This window comes from Litchfieldia alkalitelluris (assembly GCF_002019645.1).
GTDB classification, from domain to species: Bacteria; Bacillota; Bacilli; order Bacillales; family Bacillaceae_L; genus Litchfieldia; species Litchfieldia alkalitelluris.
The window spans coordinates 4,067,498-4,089,615 of the sequence record NZ_KV917374.1 but is presented as its reverse complement, the minus strand read 5'-3'; the positions used below and the strand labels follow the sequence as shown (position 1 = coordinate 4,089,615).

16 protein-coding genes and 1 riboswitch are annotated in these 22,118 nt (G+C 36.6%); of the genes, 8 read left to right on the top strand and 8 right to left on the bottom strand.

Translation table 11 applies throughout. The annotated features are described in order from the left end of the window. Positions 1-144 precede the first annotated feature (144 nt). Positions 145-486: a YisL family protein gene (locus BK579_RS19055; RefSeq protein ID WP_078548206.1), complete on the top strand. Its 342-nt coding sequence runs from the start codon at positions 145-147 to the stop codon at positions 484-486. Between the two features lie 44 nt (positions 487-530). Here the strand turns inward: BK579_RS19055 and BK579_RS19050 are convergent, their stop codons facing one another. Continuing rightward, positions 531-1,088, bottom strand: coding sequence for a DUF2777 domain-containing protein (locus BK579_RS19050; protein WP_078548204.1), 558 nt, complete (start codon positions 1,086-1,088; stop codon positions 531-533). 371 nt (positions 1,089-1,459) lie between these two features. On the opposite strand from BK579_RS19050, the gene asnB reads away from it, so the two are divergent. Next, the gene (gene asnB / locus BK579_RS19045) at positions 1,460-3,307 is read left to right on the top strand and encodes an asparagine synthase (glutamine-hydrolyzing) (RefSeq protein ID WP_078548202.1); all 1,848 of its coding nucleotides are present in this window, start codon (positions 1,460-1,462) and stop codon (positions 3,305-3,307) included. Between the two features lie 363 nt (positions 3,308-3,670). Here the strand turns inward: asnB and BK579_RS19040 are convergent, their stop codons facing one another. The 3 genes from BK579_RS19040 to BK579_RS19030 form a co-directional block, all read right to left on the bottom strand. Next, positions 3,671-5,044 carry an ammonium transporter gene (locus BK579_RS19040; RefSeq protein ID WP_078548200.1) on the bottom strand — a complete coding sequence of 458 codons (1,374 nt, stop codon included), beginning with the start codon at positions 5,042-5,044 and terminating at the stop codon, positions 3,671-3,673. 27 nt (positions 5,045-5,071) lie between these two features. Then, on the bottom strand, positions 5,072-5,413 hold the full coding sequence (locus BK579_RS19035) for a P-II family nitrogen regulator (protein ID WP_078548198.1): 342 nt from the start codon (positions 5,411-5,413) through the stop codon (positions 5,072-5,074). A gap of 264 nt (positions 5,414-5,677) precedes the next feature. Next, on the bottom strand, positions 5,678-7,054 hold the full coding sequence (locus BK579_RS19030; RefSeq protein ID WP_078548196.1) for an MATE family efflux transporter: 1,377 nt from the start codon (positions 7,052-7,054) through the stop codon (positions 5,678-5,680). A 125-nt stretch (positions 7,055-7,179) separates the two neighbouring features. Here BK579_RS19030 and BK579_RS19025 point away from each other — a divergent pair, with 125 nt between their 5' ends. Together BK579_RS19025 and BK579_RS19020 are read left to right on the top strand one after the other, a co-directional pair. Next, complete coding sequence (locus BK579_RS19025; RefSeq protein ID WP_078548194.1) at positions 7,180-8,046, top strand: AraC family transcriptional regulator; 867 nt, start codon at positions 7,180-7,182, stop codon at positions 8,044-8,046. 79 nt (positions 8,047-8,125) lie between these two features. Further along, positions 8,126-9,460, top strand: a complete 1,335-nt coding sequence (locus BK579_RS19020; protein WP_078548192.1) for an alpha-amylase family glycosyl hydrolase — start codon at positions 8,126-8,128, stop codon at positions 9,458-9,460. Positions 9,461-10,441: 981 nt separating this feature from the next. Here the strand turns inward: BK579_RS19020 and BK579_RS19010 are convergent. Further along, the gene (locus BK579_RS19010) at positions 10,442-11,302 is read right to left on the bottom strand and encodes an SDR family oxidoreductase (protein WP_078548190.1); all 861 of its coding nucleotides are present in this window, start codon (positions 11,300-11,302) and stop codon (positions 10,442-10,444) included. Positions 11,303-11,384: 82 nt separating this feature from the next. Between BK579_RS19010 and BK579_RS19005 the strand changes: the two genes are divergently transcribed. The 3 genes from BK579_RS19005 to BK579_RS18995 all read left to right on the top strand — a co-directional run bounded on the left by BK579_RS19005 (position 11,385) and on the right by BK579_RS18995 (position 13,949). Beyond that, positions 11,385-11,891: a GNAT family N-acetyltransferase gene (locus BK579_RS19005; protein ID WP_078548188.1), complete on the top strand. Its 507-nt coding sequence runs from the start codon at positions 11,385-11,387 to the stop codon at positions 11,889-11,891. Positions 11,892-12,280: 389 nt separating this feature from the next. After that, the gene (locus BK579_RS19000) at positions 12,281-12,661 is read left to right on the top strand and encodes an RNA polymerase sigma factor (RefSeq protein WP_078548186.1); all 381 of its coding nucleotides are present in this window, start codon (positions 12,281-12,283) and stop codon (positions 12,659-12,661) included. A gap of 127 nt (positions 12,662-12,788) precedes the next feature. Further along, positions 12,789-13,949: an RNA-guided endonuclease InsQ/TnpB family protein gene (locus BK579_RS18995; RefSeq protein ID WP_078548184.1), complete on the top strand. Its 1,161-nt coding sequence runs from the start codon at positions 12,789-12,791 to the stop codon at positions 13,947-13,949. Positions 13,950-14,302: 353 nt separating this feature from the next. Here the strand turns inward: BK579_RS18995 and metH are convergent, their stop codons facing one another. The 3 genes from metH to BK579_RS18980 all read right to left on the bottom strand — a co-directional run bounded on the left by metH (position 14,303) and on the right by BK579_RS18980 (position 20,672). Further along, the gene (gene metH, locus BK579_RS18990; protein WP_078548182.1) at positions 14,303-17,749 is read right to left on the bottom strand and encodes a methionine synthase; all 3,447 of its coding nucleotides are present in this window, start codon (positions 17,747-17,749) and stop codon (positions 14,303-14,305) included. Then, on the bottom strand, positions 17,749-19,596 hold the full coding sequence (locus tag BK579_RS18985; protein ID WP_078548180.1) for a bifunctional homocysteine S-methyltransferase/methylenetetrahydrofolate reductase: 1,848 nt from the start codon (positions 19,594-19,596) through the stop codon (positions 17,749-17,751). Before BK579_RS18985 ends, metH begins: the two co-directional genes overlap by 1 nt. Positions 19,597-19,887: 291 nt before the next feature. Next, a riboswitch (SAM riboswitch) is annotated at positions 19,888-19,993 on the bottom strand. A 187-nt stretch (positions 19,994-20,180) separates the two neighbouring features. Next, on the bottom strand, positions 20,181-20,672 hold the full coding sequence (locus BK579_RS18980; protein ID WP_078548178.1) for a YajQ family cyclic di-GMP-binding protein: 492 nt from the start codon (positions 20,670-20,672) through the stop codon (positions 20,181-20,183). A 406-nt stretch (positions 20,673-21,078) separates the two neighbouring features. Here BK579_RS18980 and BK579_RS18975 point away from each other — a divergent pair, with 406 nt between their 5' ends. Next, positions 21,079-21,942, top strand: a complete 864-nt coding sequence (locus BK579_RS18975; protein WP_078548176.1) for a CvfB family protein — start codon at positions 21,079-21,081, stop codon at positions 21,940-21,942. The last annotated feature ends 176 nt before the right edge of the window (positions 21,943-22,118 follow it).

Genomic DNA, 22,118 nt, shown 5'->3' with positions numbered 1-22,118 from the left:
AGAGTGGTCCAATCGATGTATATTCATTCATTAAGCAAAAGATAAAAATATTTGTTGCAGGATGGACAAGAATCATTTTTACGTTTTTTATCGAAACATGTTATGATAAGCGTAGTTTAGAAAATTTTGAGGAGGAAGTTTAGAATGACCCATGCACATATTACATCTTGGGCACTAGCACTAATTTTATTCTTTGTAGCTTTATATTTACAAAAAAGTGGCAAAGAGAAAGGTGCTAAAATCGTACAAATGGTTTTACGAGTGTTCTACATTTTAATTTTAATCACTGGTATTCAATTAATAATGGGACTAGCATCACTTCCGTTTTCTTACATAGCCAAAATTGTCTTTGGAATTTTGTCTATCGGATTTGTGGAAATGGTTCTTGTACGAGGCAAAAAAGGAAAGTCTACGACTCTGTTTTGGGTATTACTTTTAGTGTCATTAGCTATAACAATCTATCTAGGATTTTCTCTTCCTGTGTAATATTAAAAAAGCTGTCAAAGATGACAGCTTTTTTATATGCGTTTTTATTGACTAATAAACACAGATCTTCGACCATTCGATAAGGTCAATTCAAACCGATCTTTCTTGGTCTTACCTCTTTCAAAGTGATGATGAACAGCTGCTATAGAATCTGTATTGTCATAAGTAATGAAATTAACTCCTTTATACTGTGTGTTAGCTGGAATATATAACATAACGTTATGACAATAAATACAATCATAAAGCGAAACTGCATGCTTATTTAAAAATTTGGTGTATTCCTGAAATATGGAATCGGGCAATTGATTTAATAGCTCACTATAGGCATAGGGAAGAGTCTTTGGAACTCGAATGCAATCACCGTGCTGTATTTTATAAAAGTAATCATTAAGCTTAACTAATCCATCACTCGTAAATAAACCTCTTTGCCATGAATTCATCGTATATATTTCAATCTCTCGATCATATAATTCATCTAATAATGAAGCTTCCTCGTTTTCATCATCAAAAAATATCCATTGATCATTTATATACTCTACGGTTCCTAACGTATAGGAGCGTTTTTGCTCACTCATTGTGCGTAAACGATGCTGCAAATTCAAGTAAAGTCCTCCAATCTTATATGTAAAAAAGTTCGAACTACTTATATTTCAGTTTTCAAGGCTGTTTTCGTAAATATTGTTGCTTTTAAATGGTCTTAAAGTCACTATGTACTCAGTAAAGTGGCGTCTTTTCTTCCGAAACTAAAACAGGTGTTTCATATTTTAAAGTAGATCTAATTTGCAACGATGTTTCAGAAAAGAGCCTTAAAAACATGACTTATATTTTCTTTTTAACCAAAAAAGTATTAATTTATAACTTGTAAGGGCTTGCATTTTATTGGACAATTCATTGTATAAGCTATACTTGCATACAATGTAATCAGCTTGCTAGCCGTTACTTTTAAAAGTAACGGTAGAAAGGGTGAATTTACATGTGTGGGATAACAGGATGGATTGATTTTCGTTCAGACCTAAGAAAAGAACAGAATACAGTTTCGAAAATGGCGGAAACACTATCAAAACGCGGACCTGATGATACTAACATATGGCTTACTACTCATGCCGCATTTGGCCACAAACGTCTTGTTGTTGTCGATCCAGAAGGCGGAAAGCAGCCGATGGCTCGATCAAAGGAAGATAAAACATATACCATTTGTTATAACGGTGAGTTATATAATACAGAAGATATTCGTAAAGAGCTTTTAAAAAGAGGTTATACATTCAACGGACATTCGGATACAGAGGTGTTATTAACCTCCTACATTGAATGGGGAGAACAATGTGTTGATTACTTAAATGGAATATTTGCCTTTGCTGTTTGGGATGAAGAGAAACAAAAGTTATTTATAGGCCGAGACCGATTAGGGGTAAAACCACTGTTTTATAAAGAAACAAATGGCCAACTACTCTTTGCTTCAGAGCTGAAAGCAATTTTAGCGCATCCATCGGTAAAGACTGAAATAGGGTCTGATGGGCTGGCAGAGGTATTTGGGTTAGGACCATCCAGATCACCTGGTCATGGAGTCTTTAAAGGTGTAAAGGAGCTTAGACCTGCACATGCTTTAACTTTCGATAAGAATGGTTTAAAAATTTGGCGTTATTGGAATGTCAAAAGTGCAAAGCACGAAGATTCATTGGATGAAACGACTGACAAAGTACGTCACTTATTTACAGATGCTGTGACACGGCAACTCGTTTCAGATGTGCCTGTATGTACGTTTCTTTCAGGTGGTGTCGATTCCAGTGCAATAACTGCCATTGCATCTAATGCTTTTGAGAAAGAAGGGAAAGGTCCACTTCATACGTTTTCAATTGATTATGAAGATAATGATAAGTACTTTGAGGCAAATGAGTTTCAACCTAATTCAGATGGACCATGGATTAAAAAGATGTCCGAAACATTCGGAACCACTCATCACAGCCGTGTAATTTCTCAGCAACAGTTAGTGGATGAATTGTATGAATCTGTCTTAGTTCGAGATTTACCAGGAATGGCCGATGTAGATTCATCTCTTTTGTGGTTCTGTAAGGAAATAAAACAAGAGTTTGTGGTGGGACTTTCGGGTGAATGTGCAGATGAGATCTTCGGTGGGTATCCTTGGTTCCATCGCCCAGAGGATTTAGCGTCATCTGCGTTTCCTTGGATGAGATCTACAGAAGAACGTATGAATCTACTGCAGCCTAAATGGAGTAAGAAACTAAAACTAAATGAATATGTTCAAGCTCGTTTTGACGAGACAGTGAGGGAAACACCTGCTTTAGAAGGAGAGAGTAAGGAAGATGCAAGAAGACGAGAGCTATTCTATTTAAATATGATTTGGTTTATGACAACTCTATTGGATCGTAAGGACAGAATGAGTATGGGGGCAAGTCTTGAGGTAAGGGTTCCGTTTGCGGATCATCGTCTTGTTGAATATGTATGGAATATTCCATGGGAGATGAAGATGCACGGAAATCGTGAAAAAGGGATACTAAGACGGGCGCTAGAAGGTATTTTGCCAGATGAGGTTTTATACCGTAAAAAGAGCCCCTATCCGAAAACACACAATCCTCATTATACAATGGCTGTGAAAAAGTGGCTAAATGGAATTCTAGATGATAAGAATTCTGCTCTTTATGAGTTCTTTGATGCGAAAAAATTAAGAGAAATCGTTGATACGAATGGAGAAGCCTTTAAAGTTCCTTGGTTTGGGCAGTTAATGACGGGTCCTCAGCTTTTAGCTTATTTAGCGCAAGTCCATGTGTGGTTTGAAGAGTATAATATCAATATTGTAGATTAATAGTAATATAATATGCTTGCTACTTATCTTAATTTTAGGTAATGGCGAGCATTTTTTTATGGTGTTGAAATGGACTATATGTTTTTTCTAAGGTTGTTTTTCATCTTTTAAATTCACTGTGAATGAGGTGTAGTAACGTCTCTTTCCTTCCTAAACTAAACCATGTTCATTTAAAAAAAGGCCTTTTGTAAAAAAAAGCCCCTGTAACTGGAATACAGGGGGATGTACATACCTTTTTACTGGAGTCCAAGGCAGTACTTGTATAGTAAAAACTCTTAGGGGAATTGAAGAGTTCTATACACTTATTAAAAGTGATTTTTAAAACAGGAAACCTATTTATTAATAGCGCGAAATTTCGCGAAACTAAACATTGTTAGTTTTAGAGCTTAAGCTATCCAATCTTTTAATTAATCCATTTCCGAATTCTGTTGAACCGGTAGAAGGAGGAGATTCGGTAAGAATACTATCTCGGAACTCATAAGCCGAAGATCCATGCTCTGCAAAATCGAGTCCTGAGATTTCTTCTTCACGTGATACACGGATTGGAGTAACTTTCATCATAATAAAGATTGATAACGAAACAGTAGCAACTGTCCAAACGATAACTGCTAAAACACCGATAGCCTGCACTCCTAATAGAGTAGCTCCACCACCATAAAATAGCCCACCACTAGTAGCGAACAGGCCGACTGCTAGGGTACCCCAAATTCCACAAACACCGTGTACGGCGATAGCGCCAACTGGATCATCTAGTTTTAAGCCTCTATCGAGGAATGAAACTGCTTCAATAAGAATAATACCTGCAATTAAACCAATAATCATTGAACCAACAAATGAAACTGCTGCAGTGCCTGCAGTAATACCCACAAGACCTGCTAATGCGCCATTTAGTGTTAACGAAGCATCAATTCGCTTGTAACGGAACAAAGAATAAAAGGCAGAACCGATAACTCCACAAGATGCTGATAAAAGTGTTGTAGCGATAACGTGTGGAACTAATTCTGGATCAGCAGCTAAGGTGCTTCCTCCATTAAATCCAAACCAACCAAACCAAAGTATAAATACACCAAGTGCACCTAAAGGAATATTACTTCCTGGGATGACATTCACTTTACCATTTGAGTATTTCCCGATTCTAGCTCCTAAAAACTTCACTGCAACGATAGCACCTAATGCACCAGTCAAGTGAACGACAGTAGAACCAGCGAAATCAACAAAGCCTAAATTTGTTAACCAACCTTCACCTTGCCATACCCAGTGTCCGACAACAGGGTAGATAAAACCAGTCATCAATATTGTTAAAAACATATAGCTTCCTAATTTCATTCTTTCAGCTACGGCCCCAGAGATGATGGTTGCGCATGTTGCCGCAAAGACTGCTTGGAAAACGAAGAATCCGATATCTTCCACCCCAGCTAAAGCAAAACCATTAACTCCGATAAACCCACCTGCCGTTGAACCAAACATAAATCCATAACCTATTAAGAAGTATAAGACCGAGGCAATTGATACAGTTAAGATATTTTTCATTAGAATATTAAGAGTGTTTTTTGATCTAGTAAACCCTGATTCTACCATCGCAAATCCCGCATGCATAAAGAAAACAAGAAACGCAGCAAGCATAATCCAGGTAGAGTCTAGTGATGCACTAACCGACGCTGCGGTGGGATCCTCTGCATAGGCAGCAGACCCAATTAGGAAGCTTGTGATAAGTAATGAGGCAATTTTCTTTTTCATTTCAATTCATCCCTTCTTAGTTGGAGTTTAGACAATTGCTTTATTCCCATCTTCACCAGTTCGGATTCTAATTGCATTTTCAATTGGAATGATAAAGATTTTTCCATCACCTACAGTATTTGTACTGCAAGTAGATTGGATGATTTGAACAATTTCATCTACATATTCTGCTTCAACAACCATTTCAACTTTGACTTTAGGGAGTAGTCTTATTTCAAATGTATTTCCTCTAAAAAGCCCTTGTTGGCCTTTTTGTTGGCCACACCCAGCAACCTCCGAAACGGTTAAACCATTAATTCCAACTTCTTCAAGTTTATCTCGGAGAGCTTGAAAGTTTTCAGGTCGAATAATCGCCTCGACTTTTTTCATGTGTAAAATCCCCCTTTATCAAAATGTTATATTTTCTAACACGTTACGTTATGTTAGTTATCATATGTTAAAATCAAGGATAAATCAAGTGAATTTTGAGAAAATTTTTAAAAAACAAACAAAAAAGTTAACTTAATATAGATGAAACGTTTACATTCCACGCTTGGATGTGAGGAAATCTAACGCGAAAAAACTAACCAATAATAAAGGTTAGTTTTTTGTGTTAGTTATAGTTCTTATTTGCGCATCCATACTACTATTAAGCTATGTTGCTGAAACCGCCACAGCTTTTTCTTTTGCTCGAATAAAGGATTTCTTTTCCCATGCTTTTGTTCTCCATCTCCAAAGCATGATAAGCCCTCGTATCCATTCATCAAGAATAAAGGCGATCCATATACCGACAAGACCAAATCCTAAATGAATTCCTAAAAAGTAGGAGACAGGCACAGCGATTCCCCACATAGAAAGAATGCCCATATAAACTGGTAGTTTTACATCTCCAGCGGCTCGCAGTGAACTTATTATTACTAAATTAAATGCTCGGCCAGGCTCGAGAATAATGGCATAGAGTAGCAGTGTACCACCTAATGTGATGATCGTTTGATTAGATGTAAAGATTGATAGTAATGAGTTTGAAAAAGCAGAAAAAATAATAGCCATTAAAAAACTGATAACGAGTGCCATGTATAAGCTTTTTAAACAAGTCGAATATGCTTTCTTAAGCTTTTGCGCCCCGACCATTTGTCCAATCATGATTTGTGTTCCTTGGGCAATGCTGATGCTGAAAAGAGAAATAAGCATCATTAAATTATGCGCATATACTTTTGTTGTTAGTGCTTCTGTTCCTAGCATGGTTATAAATATCGTGATAACCATTTGTGAACCACTGTATGAAAGGTTTTCTCCAGCGGAAGGAACACCAATTCCTAGTAAATTCTTTAGATGCTGAATTGGAAGAGAGAACAATCTTTTGAAAGGAAGATCTTGGTTGATACGTCTAAACAATAAATAGCTAATCGCAATTAGACCTATAAATTTACTAATAGTAGTAGATAATGCTACACCGAACACACCCAATACAGGAATTCCTAATGGTCCGAAAATAAAGAGGTAATTACCAATGACATTGATAATATTCATACCAATGGTTACATACATAGAGTCTTTTGTGTATCCATAACTTCTAATAATCGCACCAATTGTCATGATTAAAGCCTGTAAAAAGGCAGTTCCTCCTACGAGCTTTAAGTATGAGTTTGCTTCACCCATTAATTCCTCAGGTAAATCCATGAACTCTAGCATGTTTACGCTAAAGGTCAAAACAATTCCGCTAAGTATTAAACCAAATACAAGGTTTGCTGCAATTGAAACAACAGATATTTCTCCGGCTTCTTTGAATTGCTTTGCACCAAAATGCTGCGCCACAAGCACAGAAGTACCTGCTGCAATGAAACCAAACATCACAATAAAAACATAAAAAATCTGATTTGCCACGCCTACGGCTGCTACAGAGTTATCTGAGTATTGACTCAACATAAGTGTGTCCGCATTTCCCATTAACATATGTAGAAGCAATTCTATAAAAATTGGCCATGTTAGCGCAAATAGGGTTAACTTTTTTGTGGTTGATTGTCCTTTCATGCTGTCACTCCCTTTGACGATTCCGATATGAAAAACAATTCCTAGTTTATACGGAATACGCTATAATAAAAAGAGATGAAATCGACTGATTTTGGATTATACCGACATAAAAAGGTGGTCTTACGATGACAGTTATCCACATACATATTCCGCCGTTTCCATCTTTTATAAAAATGGGGGAAGCAACGCTAAGTATTGGTAAAAAGCACTTTAAAAGAACTTTTCATATCTTTGATTTGATTTATGTGACGGAGGGTGTAGTCTATATTTCTGAAAATGGTTTTAAATATGAAATTCGGTGTGGAGAATATTTGATTTTAGCTCCAGGTTTCGAACATTTTGGATTTAAAGGTTGTGAAGTGGAATCTAAATATTTTTGGATTCATTTTAATGTAGAGGGCGAGTATTATCTTAAGAAAACAAAAGAAATTAATTGGGGGAACATAAAGATTAAAGAAGGAGACTTTATTTCACCACATCATTTTTTACTTCAAATACCGCAATTCGGGAAAATAACTCAAACCAAATTTGTTGAGAACATTTTTATGAACATGTTAGATGAAGGTGTAACCACATCACCAGATTTCCCGTTAAGGCAGCAAATTTATTTCCAAGAATTAATGATTCAGCTTCAAAAGGAAGCAATGACCATTCCATCAGCAACTGAAAGTGTCACTGATAAAACGTTACAGTTTATTCAGATGCATTATAAAGAAGATATCAAGATGGAGGACATTGCGGGAGAGCTTCACTTTCATACAGATTATATTACTAGATGTATGCAAAAGACGATTGGAGTGAGTCCGATTCATTATTTAAATCAATATCGAATTGCTCAAGCAAAGAAATTATTAACATCAACAAACGATAAAGTGATGGTGATTTCTAAAAGTGTCGGGATCCAAGATCATACTTATTTTTCAAAACTTTTCAAAAAAATTGAGGGTGTTAGTCCTTCAGAATTCAGACAATTTTCACAGAGAGATAGCTAAGTTATGGCACTTTTATTGATTAAAAATTTTAAATAAGGTAATGTAGGAATGCTAGAAAATGTACAATTAGGAGGAGCAAATGAAGAAAGTTATACTAATATGTTTGATTCCCTTTTTCTTTTTAAGCGTATGCCCCAACTTGGTAAGTGCTCAAGAAGAATATAATTTAAGGAATGAAATCTTCTACTCAATAATGGTTGACCGATTTAATAATGGTGACCCGACAAATGATATTAATGTGAATTCATCAGACCCATATGCGTTTCACGGGGGAGATTTTGAAGGAATAACCCAGAGGTTAGACTATATAAAGGATATGGGGTTTACTACAATTTTACTAAGCCCCATCTTCAAAAATGAACAAGCTGTTGTAGAGACTGAACCATTTGACTACTTTCAAGTAGAAGATCACTTTGGAACAATCGAGGATTTCAAACAACTTTTAAGTGCTGCTCACGAAAAAGAGCTGAAGGTTTTTATTGAATTTGCTGTAGATTCAACTGTGGAAGAAGAAGTGTTACTTGAGGCAGGGACTATGTGGGCGAACGAAACCAACCTGGATGGTTATCTTTTGTCGGGAATGGATAAACACTCGACTTCATTTTGGGAGAATTTTCATAAAGAAATAACTACTCTAAATGAACAGTTTATCTTTTTAGTAGATGATGATAACGACCAAAAAGGATACAGTGATATTGGATATCCGTTCTTTGTGGAGACTCAAAATGAAGAGATCCAGTCATTTACTGAACCAAATAAGACCATCGATTTGACAATCAGTGACATGGCGGCTGCGCAATCTCTGGATAATCGACATACTCCACGATTTACACGATATTCATTAGAAAATAATGAACATCCTGTTACTCGTCTAAAGCTTGCATTATCTTATTTGTACTTAACTCCTGCGGCACCTATTGTTTATTACGGTACGGAGATTGTTCAGGATGGTGCAGAACCACCTGCAAATAGTCCTTTAATGAACTTTCGAACAGATGACGAGTTAGTCAAATATATGACAAAACTTAGTCAAATAAGAAAAGGGGTTCCATCACTTACAAAAGGAGAAACAGAGATAATTCACCAAACAAAGGATGGAATGCTTGTTATAAAAAATAGCTTTGAACAAAATATTGATTTGGTAGTTATTAATAATTCAACTGTTACCCAAAAAGTGACGATAAATGCGGAAGATATAGTCGAAAATAAGCAATTAAGAGGTTTGCTTGAGGATGATGTCATCGTTGAACTGGATGGTGCTTATACAATTATCCTTGACCGTGAAAAGGCAGAAATTTATCATGTGGAGGATGTAAAGGGAATTAATTTATCTATTGTCTTTGCAATTATTTTGGTACCATTATTAATGCTTCTGTTCTTTTATATAAATAAGAAAAAACATAAACGAACTTAAACGGTTGGTTCTTATCTCGAATTGAACATTTGAACTACCGATTCCTTAAAACACCAATTCGCATTCGAAATTGGTGTTTTTTTATGGCTATTTTCGTAAACTTTGTTGCTTATAAGAGTTTTAAACCTGTTGAACTAACGTCCTTCATTATTCTGAGGCTTACTCAACCTTAAAGGAGCAGATCCGTAGGCGGGGATTTGGTCCGCAAAATAAGCGGAGAAATTTCCCTTAATTAGAGAATATCATTTCAACTAGCTTTAATAGACGGAAAGATTCCGGCTATTGGCTCAAAAAACGTCAAAATGGGGAATTTTTCTTTACTTAACCGGAGAACCTCCGCTTATATCCCCAAAAAGGAGCTCTATTGGGTCGTTTAACCGTATATCTCCGCTTAATTTTTGTAAGGTATTTTAAGTGCCCTCTTTAATTATCGAAATTTAATTTTAACCACTTTATTACTTAATGAAAAAAGCTGCTATCGAGCTAGCCAATGCTTCCTTCTTAAGTAGAATGGTAGTCGTTTATCATTTGCTCCGACAGATAAGGCGTTTGAAAAATTACTAAAAAAGCTAGGTATAACAACTGATGAATTATTGGCAAGAGAAGACTTAAAGGATATTGAAGTTTTTCTATATAGGACAAAGCTGAATACTTATTAGGTAAAGTAGGAATCGGCCTTGACTTCTTATAATACGAAAATAGTCTTATAGAGACTTAACTATCATAACAGTATAAAACTATTTATCAATCAACTCTCCTTAGAAATAATCAATAGTTTACCTTTTGTATTCTCTGTGATCCGATTTACGGCATGTTGACTCACATTGTCGCTGTTTAATTCGTTTAGGTATCATATTTCATGGTGGTCATGTATCTGACGTTGATGTGAAAAATAGAAAACCCAATTTACCTCATAATTATGAAGTGAACTGGGTTCCTTTTTGTAAGTTACAAAAACTATATATTGATTCTTATTGTTTTTTAGCCATTAACAACTGTTCCACCATTAACATGAATCATTTGACCTGTGATGTAAGAAGCATCATCACTTGCTAAAAATACATAACTAGGTGCAACTTCTTCTGGTTGACCTGCACGTTTCATAGGTGTTGTGGTTCCAAATTTCGCAACTTGATCACTAGAGAAGGTTGAAGGTATCAGAGGTGTCCAAATTGGACCTGGTGCAACTCCATTGACTCGAATTCCTTGACCAACTAATTGTTGAGACAGTGATCGTGTAAATGTAACAATTGCTCCCTTAGTTGAGGAATAATCAAGTAACTGTTCATTCCCTTTGTAAGCAGTGATTGAAGACGTGTTAATAATTGAACTACCTTTTTTAAGGTGAGGAAGAGCAGCTTTGGTTAAATAAAAGAAAGAAAAAATATTTGTTCTAAATGTTTTTTCGAGCTGTTCAGAAGTAATATCTGAGATGCTTTTTTGTGGATGTTGTTCAGCTGCATTATTGACAAGGATATCAATTTTTCCAAATGTTTCAATCGTTTGCTTAACGATATCCTTACAAAAACTCTCATCTCCAATATCACCAGAAAGTAATAAGCATTTTCGTCCTTCTTCTTCTACCTGACGCTTTGTTTCTTTGGCATCGGTGTCTTCATTCAGATAAACAATAACAACGTCTGCTCCTTCTTTTGCATAATAAATGGAGACCGCTTTCCCGATTCCGCTGTCACCGCCAGTGATGATTGCCACTTTATTAGTTAATTTACCGCTTCCTTTGTAACTTGCATCCTCAGATACAGGTTTTGGATTCATCTCCGTTTCGAGACCCGGCTGTTGATTTTGATGTTGGGCAGGCTGCCCTTTTGCTTGATTACTCATAAAAAACCTCCTAATATGTAAAATATGGAAAAATAAATTTTAATACCTTTATTAATCTTGAAAAAACAGAGGAGAATTATACATGGATTTAAAAATTCGTAAAGCTGAAACTAATGATGCAGTATCTCTCATTAACCATACATTAATTGTTTTAAAGGAATCGACCTATATGTTAACTACCCCGGAAGAGTTTTCTACAAACGTTGAAAAACAGGTGAAAAGGATTGAAAGCTATCAACAGGAAGGAAATTTATTACTCGTAGCTGAAGTAGATGGCAGGATTATCGGAACTCTCGATTTTGAACTTTGTAGTAAAAAACGGATTTCTCATATTGGTTACCTGAGTATTAGCATTCAAGAAGAATATTGTAACAGTGGAATTGGTCGTAAATTAATGGAGGAGCTCATCAATTTTGCAAAGAAACACCCAAAAATTGAAAAAGTTTGCTTAGAAGTATTCTCTCATAATGAAAGGGCAATTCACTTTTATAAAAAATTAGGCTTTAAAGAAGAAGGAAGAAAGATTAAATTCGTGAAATTTGACGATGGAGTTTATTCAGATGAAATTGAGATGTACTTGTTTGTGTAGCGTATATATAGATTATAAGAAATAAAGAGTCTTGGGACTTAGCTAGTCTCAAGACTCTTATTTAAATTGGATTATGAAAAAGTTCTCGGACAAAATCACGAACAGAAATAATTTAAATGTCTGTGATCTAAGCCTCACGACTGACCCATGGTATCGGGGCGTGCGGGTTGCCTGATGGAACTCGCTAGCCTAAGTGATTTTTAGGACTTCAATGCAAATAAAATATTCGCACGATGGAGATTATCACTTACTGACCATTAACAGAGCAGCGGGGTTTGCGATAGATAGAAGTTCATTTATACCGAGACATTTAAAAAATTACAAAAAAAGCGATAAAAAGAATTTAGTATCGTCTAATAGAAATATAAGATTTAAAAAGGAGAGAGGCAATGAATCGACAACAGATAATCTCTGAGTGGTTTCATCAATACAGTGATGATATTTATCATTATTTAATTTATCGTATTGGTGCGACCGATGTGGAGGATTTAGTACAGGAGGTATTCATCAAAGCGATTAAGGGATTTCATTCTTTTGAAGGAAACTCTAGTCCAAAAACCTGGTTGTTTAGTATTGCTAGAAACATTGCAATTGATGAAATCCGAAGGAGAAGTAGGCAGAGATGGAAAGAAAAAATATTTATTCAACAGCAAACTCATCTGGAGAATGAAAGTTCCCCTATAATGATTATAGCCTGGAAGGAAGAGGCGAAAGAGCTCTTTAATATGATTCAAAGTCTTAAACCACATCATCGAGATGCAATTATTTAACGTACTATAGCGATTCATCCCCTTCAAAATCTTCGATTTAGTGGGGATGAATCGCTTTTTGTTTGGAACGTACGTTTGCTTGCGAGTCCTCCATTTGGTATAATATTCCTTAAGGAGGTGCGATAATATGTTGTTGAATTATAAGTATGAAATTTTTCCAACCGAAGAACAAGCTACAACTTTAGATAGGTGGATTTCTATTTGTCGCATGCAGTATAACTCTGCACTCCTTGATAAACAACGTATCTACCAAAATGAAAACCGCAATTACAAGCGTACAGATATGCAAAAACAACAAACATCTGATAAGAAAGTAACTCAGTTACTTAAAGAGGTGCCTTCTCAACCCTTGCAAGAGGTCTTTTTTCGCTTAGAAAAAGCATTTGAGAAGTTCTTTCGTAAGGAAGCGAAGTACCCTAAATTCAAGAAATATAAAGATTATAACTCTATCACTTTTACTCAATTTGGAATGTCTAGACAATCCAGTACGAATAAGAAAACAGGAGTTGTAAAAAGACAATTAGTTCGAAGGGCAGCTTCACTTGGGAAAGGTGGAAAATTGCAGATTTCAGCTATCGGATTGATTGATATTCATTTCCACCGTAAATTAGATGGCAAGGTAAAACAAGTAGTTATTAAACGTCAAGGGAATCGTTGGTATGCGATATTTAGTGTTGCAAGACACGCGAACCAACCAGTAACCTCGGTTGCACACAAAACGATAGGAATTGACCTTGGCATTAAGAAATTTGCGGTTCTATCTGATGGTACAGAAATTAATAACCCGAAATTTCTTCGTAAGAAAGAGAAGCAGCTAAAGAAAGCGCAACAAAAACTTTCCAAGATGAAGAAAGGTTCTTCAAATTGGAAAAAACAATGTAAAAAACTAAACCTAATTCACTCGAAAGTCTCGAATCAACGAAAGGATTTCTTACATAAGGTAAGTTACCGGATTAGCAACACCTACGGTGTTGTTTGTGTCGAGAACTTACAAGTGAAGAACATGGTAAAGAACCGTCATCTTGCAAAGTCCATTCATGATGCCGGATGGGGACTGTTCCGTTCCTTTCTCGCTTACAAGTGTGAAAAGAATGGTGGTCTGCTCGTAAAGGTAAATCCACACTTCACAAGTCAGGATTGCTCTGGTTGCGGAAACAAAGTCAACAAGTCACTTTCTATACGTACTCATGTGTGTCATAAGTGTGGTCTTGTACTAGACCGCGATTTCAATGCAGCCGTTAATATTAAAAAAGTCGGACTTGAGCAGATTCGTAATCAAGTAGCCTAACCATATAAAACTGTAGGTCGAGGTCCCGTCCGAACAGTATAATCTAAGCCTGTGGAGATTATGTAAGTCCATCCTCGTAAAGGGTGGCAACGGTCTAAGAATCAGGAAATGTCCCTATGTATTTTAGAGGGATACTCCATCAAAATCTATGAGTTGGAGAGGTTCACTGGGACGACCCAGATATTTACGTGGATTGAAGATGATACGACTTTTAACCTTTACGTTTATGTAGAGAATGAAGAAAATGAAGAGTTTTTTGAAAGGGAAGAGATATTAAAGATTGTTAGATCCTTTAGGGATTATTAATACTATGAAAAAGGCTTGGATTATATGAAATCCAAGCCTTTAACCTATTATAAAACGTTGAAATATCTTGCTTCAGGATGAGCAAATACCATCGCGGTTACTGATGCTTCAGGTTCCATCATAAAACCATCTGTAAGCTCAATGCCAATTTGTTCTGGGCCAATGAGATTAAAGAGTTTTTCTTGATCCTCAAGGTCAGGACAAGCCGGATAACCAAAACTGAAGCGTTGGCCTTGATATTTAGCGGCAAACCGCTCCTTCATCGTAAAGTCAGGACTATCCGAGAAGCCCCATTTATCACGCATTAATTGATGAACTCGTTCTGCAAGTCCTTCAGCAGTTTCAAGTGCAAGTGCTTGGATCGCATGACTCTTTAAGAAGTCGCCTTCTTCTTTATATTTTTGAGCAAGTTTTCGAATTCCATTGCCTGCTGTTACAGCAAAGAAGCCGACATAATCCATCACTCCGCTGTTAACTGGTTTTAGAAAATCAGCTAAACAAAGGAATGCTCCCTTGTCTTGACGAGGGAAGGTGAATGTTTTAATAATCGTTTTTTCGTCATTAGGGTCATAAATTAGAACATTATTTCCATCACTTTGAGCAGGGAAAAACTGATAAAGTGCTGCTGGGTTAATAAGAGACTCTGACTTTGCTTTTTGAATTAGCTCATCAATCATCTCCTTGAGTGCAACTGCTTTTTCATCACGTTGTTCTAATAATTGCTCCACTTTGCCTTTTAAGCCAAGATGATGTCCAATAAGCATTTGCATATTAATATATGGCTCTATTTGAGCTAGGCTAAATTGCTTTAATACGTGCAATTTAGTGTCCTGTGGAGTAAAAACAGGAACATCTATAGATACATTTGAACGAGTTAAAACAGCTGTTGCTGCTGTTTTTGTCTCTGTTCCTTTTTCAGCTATTAGGGCTCTTTGTTTCGATCGTCTTTCTTCAAGCTCATTTAACAGTTCTAGATGCTGTTCTTTATTTTGCAATCGATTAGCAAGAGATAGTCCATCCATTGCATCCTTGGCATAAAGAACTGGTCCTGTATATTCAGGTGATATTTTATTATCAGTGAATTTTCTTGAAAGTGCTGCACCACCGACTAAAATCGGAACAGATACTCCAGCATTGTGTAGGTCTTGGGCAGTAATAACCATTTGTTGAGCAGATTTAACTAATAATCCAGATAGACCAATAATATCCGGTTTTTCTTTTTTCGTAGCTTCTATTAGCGTCTGTGGTGTAACCTTGATTCCTAAATCAACTACTTTGAATCCATTATTACTAAGGATAATATCTACAAGGTTTTTCCCAATATCATGAACATCACCTTTAACAGTTGCTAGTAGAACTTTTCCTTTACCGCTATCATCTCTTTTTTCCATGAATTGCTCTAAAAATGCAACAGATGTTTTCATGACTTCAGCACTTTGCAACACCTCTGCAACAATTAGCTCGTTGTTATTAAATAGCTTTCCAACGGTTGCCATTCCTTCCATTAATGGTCCATTAATGATATCGAGTGGTGTTGGGTATTTTTTAAGAGCTAATTCAAGGTCTGGGATTAATCCTTCTTTTGTTCCCTCAATGATATAAAAAGCCAATCTTTCTTCAAGGTTTAAGTTAGTTGTTGTTGTTTTTGCTTCTTTCTTTTTCCCACGGTAAAACTCAGTGAATTTTTCTAAAGTTTGATCAGTAGTAGAAAATAATAAATCCTGAGCCAGTTTGATTTCATCTTTTGGAATGGAAGCAAATCGTTCAAGTTTTTCAGTATTAACAATCGCGTAATCTAGTCCAGCCTGTGTGCAATGGTAAAGATATACGGCATTTAACACCTCACGGCCAACAGGAGGGAGGCCAAATGAGACATTGCTTACTCCAAGAATCGTTAAACACTCTGGCAGATGTTCTTTTATCAGTTTTATTCCTTTAACAGTTTCTTCAGCTGAACCAATATATTGCTCATCACCAGTTCCTACCGGGAACACAAGTGGGTCGAAGATGAGATCCTTTGGATTAAGACCATATTTATTTACTAACAAATCATGTGAACGCTGTGCAATTTCAAGTTTTCGCTCTGCTGATACAGCCATTCCAACTTCATCAATTGTTCCAACAACGACAGCGCCACCATACTGCTTGAGGAGGGGCACAACGGCCTCAAACCGTTCTTCTCCATCTTCTAAGTTTATCGAATTAATGATCGCTTTACCTTGAGAAAAAGATAGTGCTCGTTCGATTACTTTTTCATCAGTAGAATCAATTACTAGAGGAACTTTTACCTTTTTTGTTACATATTGAATAAAGTTTTCCATATCCTCAAGTTCGTCTCTGTCAGGATCGGCTAAACAAATATCGATTACATGTGCTCCGTTCTTAACTTGAGCACGTGCAATTTCAGATGCTTCTTCGTATTTTTCTTCGGCAATTAGTCTCTTAAACTTTCTTGAGCCGATTACATTTGTACGTTCACCAACGAATAGAGGTCTCATGCTATCATCATAGATTAATGGTTCGATCCCAGAAACAGCATGTGGATGAGAGATAGCAGGTACTTCACGTGGCTTCACATCTTTTACCATGTCAGCCATTGCACGAACATGGGCAGGAGTGGTGCCACAACATCCTCCAACAATATTTAACCAGCCTTTATCAACAAATCCCTTTAACTTTTGTGCTAATGATTCAGGTGATTCATGATACTGACCTTCTTCATCAGGTAAACCAGCATTTGGGTAACAGCTAACTGCTGTATTTGCAAGATCTGACAATGAACGAATATGGTCAGTCATAAATTCTGGGCCGGTTGCACAATTTAACCCTACAGCTAAAGGTTTCATATGTTCTAAAGATAAATAAAAGGACTCAATGTTTTGCCCGGCTAGAGTTGTTCCCATTGGTTCGATTGTTCCTGATACGATTAAAGGGAGGGTAATTCCCGTGTTTTTGAAAGCTTCTTCTATACCAATAAATCCTGCTTTTACATTCAGCATATCTTGGCTCGTTTCTAGTAGTAAAAGATCGACTCCGCCTAAAATGAGACCCCGAGCCTGTTCCTCATAATTCTGTATAAGCTCATCAAAGGTTGTTCCACCTGTAACTGATAAGGTTTTCGTTGTTGGTCCCATGGATCCAGCGACATAACGAGGCCACTCTAGTGTAGAGAACTTCTGAACAGCTTCTTTTGCTAGCTTTGCAGATTGAATATTAATTTCTAAAGCAAGCGAACCTAATTCATATTCATCCAAAACTAAGGCAGTTGCACCAAACGTATTCGTTTCAATGATATCAGCACCAGCCTCTAAGTAGGCTTCATGAATCTGTTGAATGGTTTTTGGGGAGGTAAGGGTTAGGTATTCATTACAACCCTCATATGCTTCACCACCAAAATCCTCAGCGGTAAGATTAGCATCCTGAATCATCGTCCCCATAGCTCCATCGATGACAAGGATTCTTTTTTCTAGTTGATCTTGTATATTTGTAGTCATTAACGCACCTTCCTTTCAACTCCTGCGAGTTCTTTGCTTTTGATGTAGTTTGTTAATTCCACTGTCATTTCATAACGGAGGAAAGGTGTTATTAAATAAATTCCATTAAATAAATCGTAAGCCACATCAATTAATGATTTAGCTATCGCAATTCCTTCTTCTTGTGCTTTTACTGGGTCATGATCCGCTTGATCCATACGATCCCTTATTGTCTGCGAAAGGGTAATCCCAGGAATTTCGTGATGAATGAAGTTTGCATTACGAGCACTAGTTAACGGCATGATTCCGATAAAAACTGGTGCAGCTAAGTGTTTTGTGTGCTCATACACATCGATAATTTGTTGTTCACTATAAAGTGGCTGTGTGATAAAATAATCCGCTCCACATGAAATTTTCTTTTCTAACCGTTTAACAGCTTTATCTAAGTGGCGAACATTTGGATTAAATGCTCCAGCAATTGAAAAGTTTGTCTTGTGACCAAGAGACTTACCTGAATAAGAGATTCCTTCATTAAATTGCTTGATTAAGCTTATAAGATCTAATGATGATAAGTCATAAACTGATGTAGCTCCAGGGAAATCTCCAATCTTTGAAGGGTCGCCTGTTACTGCAAGGATTTCGTTTAAACCAAGGGTATGTAACCCCATTAAGTGTGATTGCAAACCTATAAGGTTTCTGTCCCGACACGTGATATGAATTAATGGATTTATCTTATATTGCTGTTTTAGAATTGTACCACAAGCTGCATTGCTGATTCTTGGACTAGCTAATGAGTTATCTGCAAGTGTAACAGAATCCACGCCTGCCTCATGTAACGCTCTTGCACCAGTAATAAATTTATCGATTCCAAGTTTTTTAGGTGGATCTAATTCAACGATTACTGAACGCCTTTTCTTGACAATCTCATGAAGTGGTGGTGTTTCAGTATTAAGGACTGCTGCTTTAGGTGCAGCTTCATATTTTCGATGTTTTACTGTTTTTGTCGTAACTGGTCCCAAGCCTTTTAGGGCAGACGACATTGCCTCGATATGCTTTGGTGTAGTGCCGCAGCATCCACCGATTAATCTTACACCCTGGTCACGGAATAAAAGGGCACTTTCTTTAAAATAATTTTCGTGTGTTTCATAAACAAGTCGACCCTCTACATAATCAGGCAAACTAGCATTGGGGTATGCAGAAAGAAAGGCTTTTTTAGGAATAGGCACTTCTTCCAATGATCGAATCATATGGTATGGGCCAAGACGACAGTTTAAACCAATAACATCTGCCCCAAGCTCTTCTAGCTCAAGTAATGCATCTGCTAAAGGTGTTCCATCCTGAAGAACACCAATTTCGTGTAGGGAGACATTTGTAATAATTGGTTTTGTCGTTTCTTTTCTAGCAATTTTTAATACAGTTTTTAATTCTTCGAAATCATAGTAAGTTTCGAAGATAATCCCGTCGACATCTTGAGAGAGTAAGAAAAATAATTGTTCTCTTACACTTCTCTTTATTTCCTCGATGGTAACCGTGGTTTTCTTGAAGCTGCGAATACCAGCAATTGTTCCGACAACAAATGCTTGATCGCCGGCTGCTTCTTTTGCGATTTTTACGGCAGCAACATTGATGTCCTTTACGGAGTCTTCCAATCCATAGCGTGAAAGCTTGTGATAATTAGCTCCGTACGTATTTGTTTGGATGACATTTGCACCAGCTTCAATATAAGCTGTATGTATGAGCTTTATTTGTTCAGGCTTTGAAAGATTTAACTCTTCAAAGCAACTATCTACACCATGCGTATATAAAAGTGTACCAATGGCACCATCGGCTATTAAAATATTACTTTTAAGTTGATCCAGAAGTCCCATCTTATTTCCCCCTTAAGTCATTGTAAGAATTTTTAACATGAAAAAACCTTCTTGTAAGAAGAAGGTCTAATGAGTTTGAGGTCGCTTCTTCTTATCTGCCGAATTGAGTTGTTATCAATTCGCTGGATTTAGCACCTGGTCAATGGAGGGGGAGAACGGATGCCGTGAATGGTTGTGAATAATTAATGGTACTCCATTAATTATTCACAACTTGGATCTCGTTAAGGTCATTGGGTAGCGTGATTGACTGAAGATGTTGATTTTGAATGAGCAAAGCTCATTCATTCCATCTTCTTATCTAAAATCAACATCTTCTGGGCTAGTGGAATGACTTTCCCTCGATTGACTGGTTGCTGAAACTTCATTGGGCCAGTCCCTCGGTTTCTCTTGATAAGATAGGTTATTAAATTGATTTACGTTTACTTAAATGCTTTACCTTAGAAAAGTTATTATTATAAATTTATCGAATTGTTGAACATAAATCAATAACATTTTTTGGAGTTTATCACTTTTTGATGGTTTTATTAGAGGAAATATTGTTTTTTTTAGAGTAAGGGCTAGACAATAGTTCTAGCCCTTAGTTATTAACGGTAGTTTAAAAATTGTACGTCAATTGGTAAATCAGCTTCGCGGATTGCAGAAATAATTTGTTGTAGATCATCTCTATTTTTGCCAGTTACACGGATTTGGTCATCCTGAATTTGACTTTTTACTTTCAGTCCACTGTTTTTAATGATTGTATTAATCTTTTTTGCATTATCCTTATCAATACCTTGAACGAGACTAGCTTTTTGGCGAACAGTTCCACCGGAAGCATTTTCCACTTTTCCATATTGAATGTTCTTTGTGGCAACACCGCGTTTAATTAATTTAGTCACAAGAACATCTTTTAGTTGTTCAAGCTTATAGTCATCATCGGAAACAAGTACAAGCTCTTCTTTTTCTAAAGAAATATCACTTTTACTTCCTTTAAAATCATATCGAGTTTTAATTTCCTTCAATGCAATATTAATGGCATTTGCGACTTCTGGTAAATCTACTTTTGAGACAACATCAAATGAGCTTTCTTTAGACATGGTAAGACCTCCGGAATAGTTTTCTTGGGCTATTTTTTTGTAAAGTCATTCTTAATGATCAATCGATACGTCATTTTTAACTCCAAGACGTTCAGTTGAACAAAAATCTTTCAAAAAATGCCGTTTCTTATGTCTGATTATAGTAAAATAATGCAGGAAGAACAACTTATTCCAATATCATGTTATAATAGCTTGTTATTTAGGTAACGATTTTAATAAGAATAATACTAATGTTTAACAAGATTCATTAGTCAAACCGTGTGGAATGAGCGGAGAGCCACTGACTCCTGCGGGAACCAGTGGTCTCGTGAGACCCCACAGGAGCTCATTCGAATGAGAATTTGCACCTTGAAGAATGAAAATGTGTAAATAGCCAAGTAAATTAAGAAAGAAGGATTATAATTATATGGAAGAATTACAAGCAGGAACAGTAGTTAGCTTAATGGTGGATCGGGATGCACCGTTTGGCTACTTTTTAACAAACGGTGAAGAAGATGTGTTATTACATAGTAAAGAAATCAATGATGAGTTTAATGAGGATGACAGGAATACAGTATTCTTGTATCAAGACCATCAGGGCAGACTCGCTGCCACAATGAAAATTCCTACTGTTCAACAGGGAGCCTATGATTGGGTAGAAGTAGTAGAGGTGAAACCTAGCCTTGGTGTTTTTGTTGATATCGGAATTAGTAAGGATATTTTGGTGTCAAAGGATGATTTGCCAGGTGTTGAGCATATATGGCCAGCGAAAGGGGACAAGCTTTATTGTTCGTTAAAGCTAGATAAACGAGGTCGCCTTTTTGGTAAGTTAGCAACAGAAGATGTGATTAGAGACATTGCGAAACCTGCTACTAAAAAGGACTTTAATCGAAATATTAAGGGTCATGTGTATCGTTTATTACTTGTGGGGTCATTCGTTGTAACTGAAGAGGGCTTTATTGGTTTTATACATGAATCTGAAAGAAGAAGAGAGCCACGTTTAGGGGAGTTGGTGGAGGGTAGAGTCATTGACGTAAAAGAAGATGGTTCAGTCAACCTCTCTTTACTAGGCCGAACTCATGAACTACTTGATGACGATGCTAGTGAGATATACTCTTATATGGAAGCACGCGGCGGAGCTATGCCATTTGGGGATAAAAGTGATGCAGAGGATATTGCTGAAAGATTTAAAATGAGTAAAGGAGCCTTTAAACGAGCTCTTGGTCGGTTAATGAAGGAAGGAAAGGTGTATCAAGAAGAGGGATGGACTTATTTTAAAAAGGAAGAGTAACACGGACAAAGCGGCGGTTTGTTCTGTGAATTCAACTTTTCCTAGTGTATAGGTGATTATTGTCCTTTCAAATGTGAAAAAAGTAAAGAGTATCATATTCGAGGGCTTCTAAATTGATACTAAAGCAAAAAGAGACTGGGACAAATAGTCTCTATAAAGTGAAAAAAAGTGAAATC